The following is a 6510-nucleotide window of genomic DNA, read 5'->3' as shown; positions in this document are numbered from 1 at the left end:
GGTGGCCGTCACACGGCCACCGACTCCTCCATCTCCTCCTCCTGCTCCCGCTGTCCGTGCCCGGCCTCGCGGCCGGGCACGGGCGCGTCCGCCGCCGGTCGCGCACGCCGCTCCCAGAGCGCCGCGATGCCGGTGATCACCAGGCCGAGCAGCAGCCACGCGGCCAGCGTCCAGACGTGACCGCCGAGTTCGTGCCCGCCGAAGTAGAGGTGGCTGCGGATGCCCTCGACGAATCCGGCACCGTTCCAGAAGGCGTGCAGGGAGCCGAAGAAGCCGTTCTGCAGTTCCGGCCTGAACAGGCCGCCGGACGACGTGAAGTTGAGCATCACGAAGAGGACCATCATCGCCAGCGTCGTCCAGCGCTTCAGGAACGTGTGCAGCCCGATGCCGATGAAGAGGATGCCGGCGGCGTACAGCCACGCCATGGCCCACACGCCCCACAGGCCCTGATGGGCCAGGTGGAAGACGGGACCGGCGAGCGCGGCGCCGATCAGGCTCACGGCGAAGGAGACTCCGACGACGAGCCCGGCACGGGCCCGCATCCGCATCCCGGCGCCCGCGGCCCCCAGCGCCGCCACCGACGCGTACGAGCCGATGCTCACCGCGACGAGCAGGAAGAACAGGCCCTGGCCGGTGGGGTCGTCGTCCACCGTCGGCGCCACGTCGGAGACCTTCAGCGGCACGCCCCGCTCCGCCGCGACCGGCGTGAAGATCTTCTCGACCGCCATGGCGCTCATGTCGGAGCCCGCGGTGGCGACGATCACCTCGGGCGACTTGGCGTCGGGGACGTAGGCCCCCGATATGTCCATCGACCTGAGCTCGTCGACCGCCTGCGCGCGCGAGGCCACGGTCCGCACGTCGAGGGCATCGCCCGCCTTGTCCTTGACGGTCTGCGCGAGGGCCTGCGTCTGTTCGCCCGATCCGACGACGGCGACCGGCAGCTCGTGCGGCTCCGGCGTGACGAACGCGCCCATGTAGGCGAGACCCATGCCGAGGCACATCAGCAGGGGCGTGACCAGGTGCAGCAGGACGTGACGGAGTGGTCCGGGGGCGGTTGCCGGGCCGGCTGATGCCTTGTGGGCGGGCGCCGAGGTGGCGGTCATCGGAAGACCTCTCGCGATAGTTGGCTTATACACACAATCTCGGTGTTGTACTGTACAACCATTCGCGGAGAGGGAGAAATCGTGGCCGACAGGGACGGGTCCATCGAGATCATTCAGCGGGAGATGACGGCGTTCGCCCGGCGGGCCCGCGCCACCGCAGCGCGCATGCACCCGGAGCTGTCGCTCGTCTCGTACACACTCCTGAGTCACTTGGAGTACCAGGGCGGATGTCGGGCCACGGATCTCGCGGCGCACTACACGCTGGACAAGTCGACGATCAGCAGGCAGGTGGGCGCGCTGGAGAAGGCCGGCCTCGTGGAGCGGCGGCTCGACCCGACCGATCACCGGGTGCACGTGCTGCACCTCACCGACCGGGGCATCGAGGTGCTCGCGCAGGTCACGGACGCGCGCCGGGTCGCGTTCCACGAGCGGCTCACCGAGTGGAGCGAGCCGGACCTGGAGAAGTTCGCCGAGTGCTTGCTGCGGTACAACGACGCCGCGTCGCGGGGTGGCCCGGACGTCGAGTAGGGCGCGGGGAGTTCGTGGGAGAAAGACGGGCTGCGAGGTTGCACGAGACGTCTCGTCTCGTTAGAGTCGGCGCATGACCTCACGCCAGCGTGCCCACATCGCCATGTTCTCGATCGCCGCGCACGGGCACGTCAACCCGAGCCTCGAAGTGATCCGCGAGCTCGTCGCCCGCGGCCACCGCGTCACGTACGCGATCCCGCCCCTCTTCGCCGAGAAGGTCGCCGAGACCGGTGCCGAGCCCGTGCTCTTCGAGACGACGCTGCCGGGCCCGGACGACGACCCCGAGGCCTGGGGGACCGAACTGATCGACAACATCGAGCCGTTCCTCACCGAGGCGATCGAGACGCTGCCGCAGCTGGCGGCGGCGTACGAAGGTGACGAACCTGACCTCGTCCTGCACGACATCACCTCCTACCCCGCACGCGTGCTCGCCCGCCGGTGGGGCGTCCCCGAGATCTCGCTCTCGCCGAACCTGGTCGCCTGGGACGGATACGAGGAGGAGGTCGCCGAGCCGATGTACGCGGACCTGAAGGAGACCGAGCGCGGCAAGGCCTACTACGCGCGCTTCCATGCCTGGCTGGAGGAGAACGGGATCACCCAGCACTGCGACCCCTTCGTCGGACGCCCGCCGCGCTCGCTCGTCCTGATCCCCAAGGCGCTGCAGCCGAACGCCGACCGCGTCGACGAGACGATTCACACATTCGTCGGCGCCTGTCAGGGCGACCGCTCGGCGCAGGGTGACTGGCGGCGTCCCGCCGGCGCGGAAAAGGTGCTGCTCGTCTCGCTCGGCTCGTCCTTCACCAAGCAGCCCGACTTCTACCGCGCGTGCATCGAGGCGTTCGGGGATCTGCCCGGGTGGCATGTGGTGCTCCAGGTCGGCAAGCACGTCGAGCCGGGCGAGCTGGGGGAGATTTCCGCGAACGTGGAGGTCCGCCAGTGGGTGCCGCAGCTCGCGGTGCTCAAGCAGGCCGACGCCTTCATCACGCACGCCGGGGCGGGCGGCAGTCAGGAGGGGCTCGCCACCGGGACACCGATGGTCGCGGTGCCGCAGGCCGTCGACCAGTTCGGCAACGCGGACATGCTCCAGGGCCTGGGGGTGGCCCGGCACGTCCCGATGGAGGAGGCCGACGCGCGGACGCTGCGGGAGGCCGTGCTCGGCCTGGTCGGCGACCCGGAGGTGGCGCGCCGCCTCGCCGAGGTGCGGGCCTCGATGGCGGGGGAGGGCGGCACGAAGATGGCTGCGGACCTGATCGAGGAGGAGCTCGCGAAGGCGGCCGGGGTGTGACACTCCGTGAGGCTTTTCCGTTGCGTCACGGGTGTTTCTGTTACATACCTGTCGCTCGATAACGCTCAGGTAACGCAGGGTGGTTCTGGCATGGGTATTGACTCGTCCTGAAAGGTTGACCGTTACCCCCGGCCAAAGGTTGCACAGTCAGGTTCTTGTTCCTTGAACCAATACCTTCATAGCGTGAGGTGAACGTTCCGCGAACGCCAGGAAGTTGACCCCACATGCGACGAGACATACCGCCCCTCGACGAGGTGCGCCGCATCACACAGAAGAAGCGCGACGCGTGGTGGACCGTGATCCTGGTCGATCCGGTCGCCACGCCGCTCGTGCGGTGGACGGCGATGCGGACCAGAATCACGCCCAACCAGATCACCTGGGGCGCGTTCCTGTTGGGCCTTGTCTCGGCCGCGTTCTTCGCCATGGGTGACTGGCAGTGGCTCGTCGTCGGTGCGATCGTCTATCACTTCAGCTTCATCCTCGACTGCATGGACGGCAAGGTCGCCCGCCTCACCGGCACCGGCTCGGTGTTCGGCGCGTGGCTCGACTTCGTCTTCGACCGCATCCGCGTGATGGCGTGCGCGGTGGCCCTGATGGGCGGCCAGTTCCACCGCACCGGGGACGCCTTCTACATCTGGGCCGCGGTCGCCGTGGTCGCCCTTGACACCTTGCGCTACATCAACGGCCTGGAGATCTTCAAGATCCGGCACACCATGCGCAAGCAGATCAAGATCCGCATGCGCGCCGCCCGCCGGGCCGAGAACGAGGCCGAGCTGGCGTTCATGGAGGACCTGCTCCGGGACAACCCCGAGGCGGACATCGAGCAGGACATGCAGAAGGCGCAGTCCGAGCAGGGCATTCAGCAGGCGCCCGAGGCTCCGGTGCTCGCACCCAAGCGGCAGGTCATCGACCTGCACCAGGAGTTCCGCGGCAAGTTCCCCGCGTACCTGCGGGCGCGTTCCTTCCTGCTGCGGCACCGCATCCGTACGCACCTGGTGAGCGGCATCGAGTTCCAGATGGGCGTCTTCATGATCGGCCCGCTGTTCGACGTGGTGCTGCCGGCGACGATCGTCTCCGGCGTCCTGCTCCTCGTCTTCGAGCTGGCGATCATCTACAAGCTGCTGCTCTCGACGCGGGACTTCACGCGGACGATCGACTCCTTCGAGGAGCGAAAGCTCATGGCTGCGGCGTAAGGCTCACCGGCTTCGCCGAGTTCGTCCTCAAACGCCGGACAGGCTGAGACTCTCAGCCTGTCCGGCGTTTGAGGACATGCTTTTTCAGCTACGCCCGCACCCGCTCCGCGGGCGGAGCCACCGTTGCCCCCTCCGCAGAGGACTCGTCATGCGTCAGGTCCGGCATCCATCGCAGCCACCGCGGCAGGTACCAGTTCCGCTCCCCGAGCAGGGCCATCACCGCCGGGAGCAGCACCCCCCGGATGACCGTCGCGTCGATCAGGACCGCCGCCGCGAGGCCGACGCCCATCTGCTTCATGGACTGCATGGACAGCGTCCCGAAGATCGCGAAGACGGCGACCATGATCACGGCCGCGCTCGTCACGACACCCGCCGTGGTCACCACCCCGTGGCTGATCGCGTCCTTCGTCGTACGCCCCTGAAGCCGGGCCTCCCGGATCCGGGAGACGACGAACACGTGGTAGTCCATCGAGAGGCCGAACAGGATCACGAACAGGAACAGCGGCAGCCACGCGATGATCGCCCCCACTCCCTCCGCGCCCACGAGGGACGCGCCCCAGCCGTGCTGGAAGACCATCACCAGGATTCCGTAGGCCGCCCCCACCGACAGCAGGTTGAGGACGATCGACGTGACCGCGATCGTCAGCGAGCGGAACGACAGCAGCATCAGCACGAAGGCGAAGACCACCACGAACGCGAAGACCGGCGGGACCGACGAGGAGAGCTGGTCGTTGAAGTCCTTCGAGCCCGCCACCTGCCCGGTCACCGGTGCCTCGACCCCGTCGACCTCGCCGAGCGTCGCGGGCCGCACCTTGTCCCGCAGCAGGTCGAGGCTCTTCTCCGCCTTCGTCTGGTCCGAGCCGCCGACCAGCGGCACGGTCAGGAACGCGACGTTCTGCCGCTCGTGCACCTTCACCTCGACCGGCCCGCCGGACGCCCCCGAGCTCACCGCCTGCTCACGGAAGTCCGCGATCGCCGCCCGTACCGGAGCGGCGTCGATGTCATCGGCCTTCACCACGACCTCGGCCGGTTCCGAGCCGCCCGGGAACGCCTCGTTCACCCGCTCGTACGTCGCCACGATGGGCAGCGAGTCACCGAACTCCTGGTCAAGGGTGAGCTGCTGCGTCTTCATGCCGAGCGCGGGCAGCGCGACGGCGGCTAGGACGCCCGCCGAGATCGCCACCGAGACCACCGGGCGCCGCAGGACCCGGCCGACGACCGCGCGCCACAGTTTGCTCTCGCTCGGCACACCGCCCGCCCGCTCCCGGCGCCGCAGGAACGGCACGCGGCCCTTCTCCACCCGCTCGCCAAGGAGCGAGAGCAGCGCCGGCAGGACCGTCACCGAACCCACCATGGCGACCGCGACCACCATCAGCGAGGCCACGCCCATCGCCTCGAACTCGCCGATGCCGGTGAACAGCATGCCCGCCATCGCCACGCACACCGTGATGCCCGAGACGACCACGGCCCGGCCACTGGTGGCCGCCGCGATGTTCAGCGCGGTCTGCGCGTCATGGCCCTTGGCACGTTCCTCGCGTTCTCGCCGCAGATAGAAGAGGCAGTAGTCGACGCCGACGGCGAGGCCCACCAGGAGCATCACCGAGTTCGCGGTCTCGCTCATCGGCTGGACCTGGCTCACCAGGGCCATCAGGCCCATCGTCGCCATGATCGCGGTGACGGCGAGCGCCACCGGGAGCAGCGCGGCGACCAGCGCGCCGAACGCGATCAGCAGGATGCCGAAGGCGACGGGCACCGCCGAGTACTCGGCCTGCTGGAAGTCCTCGCCGAAGGCGTCGTCGAACGTCTTCTGCATGCTCGCGCCGCCGATCTCCTCGACCCGCAGCCCGTCGCGCTCATGTGCGTCCGCCACCTTGCCGACCGCGTCGAGGACAGGCCCGACGCGGTCGCCCGCCGTCTCGTCGTCGCCGCGCATGTCGAAGCGCACCAGCGCGCTCCGGCCGTCCTTGGAGACCGAGTCGCTCTTGTACGGCGAGGTCACCGCCGTCACCTCGCCGGTGGCCTCGACCGCCTTCATGACGTCGTCGACGGCCGCGCGGAAGCGCGGGTCGGTCGCCTTGAGGGCGTTGCCGCCGCCGTCCTTGGTCTGGATCAGGACGCTCTCGCCGACCGGCTCCCTGATCCCGGCGTCGTCCACGATCTGTGTCGCCTGGTTGATCTCGCCCTTGAGGTCGTTCTGGTCGACGTCGGTCCGGCCCACGGCTGAGCCGAGCGCCATCGACACGACGACGAAGAGCACCCAGATGCCCACGGCCGCCCATCGGTGCCTGGCGCTCCATCCGCCGGCCCGTGCGGCTATCCCCCGTACTCGCGTGTTCTGATTCGCCATGGCTCGAAGCTAGGGCGGGGGGTGGGGAGTGCTCGTCCTGCCGGCCGACGAACC

Annotated in this window: 4 protein-coding genes and 1 pseudogene; 3 read left to right on the top strand and 2 right to left on the bottom strand. The window is 69.0% G+C overall.

The features are described from left to right. Positions 1–8: 8 nt before the first annotated feature. Complete coding sequence (locus AB0I66_RS22965; RefSeq protein ID WP_363209779.1) at positions 9–1103, bottom strand: hypothetical protein; 1095 nt, start codon at positions 1101–1103, stop codon at positions 9–11. A gap of 81 nt (positions 1104–1184) precedes the next feature. Between AB0I66_RS22965 and AB0I66_RS22960 the strand changes: the two genes are divergently transcribed. From AB0I66_RS22960 to AB0I66_RS22950, 3 genes and pseudogenes are all read left to right on the top strand, one after another. Beyond that, positions 1185–1631: a MarR family transcriptional regulator gene (locus tag AB0I66_RS22960; RefSeq protein ID WP_363209778.1), complete on the top strand. Its 447-nt coding sequence runs from the start codon at positions 1185–1187 to the stop codon at positions 1629–1631. Positions 1632–1669: 38 nt separating this feature from the next. After that, positions 1670–2916: pseudogene (gene mgt / locus AB0I66_RS22955) on the top strand (macrolide-inactivating glycosyltransferase). A gap of 224 nt (positions 2917–3140) precedes the next feature. Continuing rightward, on the top strand, positions 3141–4109 hold the full coding sequence (locus AB0I66_RS22950) for a CDP-alcohol phosphatidyltransferase family protein (RefSeq protein ID WP_363209777.1): 969 nt from the start codon (positions 3141–3143) through the stop codon (positions 4107–4109). Between the two features lie 88 nt (positions 4110–4197). Here AB0I66_RS22950 and AB0I66_RS22945 read toward each other — a convergent pair whose 3' ends face one another. Further along, positions 4198–6456 carry an MMPL family transporter gene (locus AB0I66_RS22945; RefSeq protein WP_363209776.1) on the bottom strand — a complete coding sequence of 753 codons (2259 nt, stop codon included), beginning with the start codon at positions 6454–6456 and terminating at the stop codon, positions 4198–4200. Between the last annotated feature and the right edge of the window lie 54 nt (positions 6457–6510).

It is taken from the genome of Streptomyces sp. NPDC050439 (assembly GCF_040655335.1).
Taxonomy (GTDB): domain Bacteria; phylum Actinomycetota; class Actinomycetes; order Streptomycetales; family Streptomycetaceae; genus Streptomyces.
Note: the sequence above shows the minus strand (reverse complement) of the source record. Positions and strands in the feature narration are given on the sequence as shown.